Here is an 851-nt window from a genome sequence, read left to right on the forward strand (position 1 = left end):
GCACTCAATCCTGACACGCCTTGGCGGGCAGTCCAGACTGTAGGAGCTGCCGAAGGCTGCGATCTTTGTTTTTAACGATCGAAAGATCGCAGCCTTCGGCAGCTCCTACCAAAAGCAGAAGCAGCGTCGGTTGTAGCCGCAGCAACGTAGGTAACACAAAAAGACCACAAAGATGGCCCTGAGCGAGCTTTTGTTCTTCAACGCGCAGTTCAGCGTTTATCCAAGGTTTTTTGACGCAGGATATAAATGCTCACCAGCACTGCGCTCAGCAGCATAAACCCACGTGCCCAAGGCAAAGGCACCAGATAACAAGACACACCAATACTCAGCCACATCAAGCCAATGGCGTACACCTTGGCCTTGAGTGGAATACCGTTGCCATCAAGGTAATCGCGGATCCAAGGTCCCAGCCGAGGATGGTCGACCAGCCACTGGTAAAAACGCGGGGAGCTGCGGGCAAAGCAGGCGGCAGCCAATAACAGAAAAGGTGTGGTCGGTAACACCGGCAGGAAGATGCCCAAAACCCCCAGCGCTACGCTCAACCAGCCAATGGCGAACAGAACATAGCGCAGCAGCCGCGAACGGCTGCTGTAAGAGGGAGCAGGCATTGAATCAGTGGTGACGTGGTTTGAGGATCGCCGGTTTTTCGTCTGGCGCGTTGCACAGCAGGAACAAGGCGGTCAGGGCTTCCGGGATTTGAACGATCATGTCGTCCATCAGGTTGGCGTCTTGAGCGATGTCGGCGAACTCAGGTTGGTCGTCGAACAGGCCCGAACCCACCATGACCGGCAGCAGCATTTCGCTGACTTCTTCTTCGGCGGTTTCGAACCTAGCGGCTTCACGCATAAAGC

General features: G+C 55.3%; 1 protein-coding gene and 1 pseudogene. Both read right to left on the reverse strand.

The features are described from left to right. Nucleotides 1-209: 209 nt before the first annotated feature. Nucleotides 210-608, reverse strand: coding sequence for a YbaN family protein (locus AQS70_RS10335; RefSeq protein WP_162233896.1), 399 nt, complete (start codon nt 606-608; stop codon nt 210-212). A gap of 4 nt (nt 609-612) precedes the next feature. Then, nucleotides 613-851, reverse strand: a pseudogene (locus tag AQS70_RS10340) (UPF0149 family protein); the annotation flags it as partial.

The sequence above is a fragment of the Pseudomonas endophytica genome (assembly GCF_001411475.1).
GTDB classification, from domain to species: Bacteria; Pseudomonadota; Gammaproteobacteria; order Pseudomonadales; family Pseudomonadaceae; genus Aquipseudomonas; species Aquipseudomonas endophytica.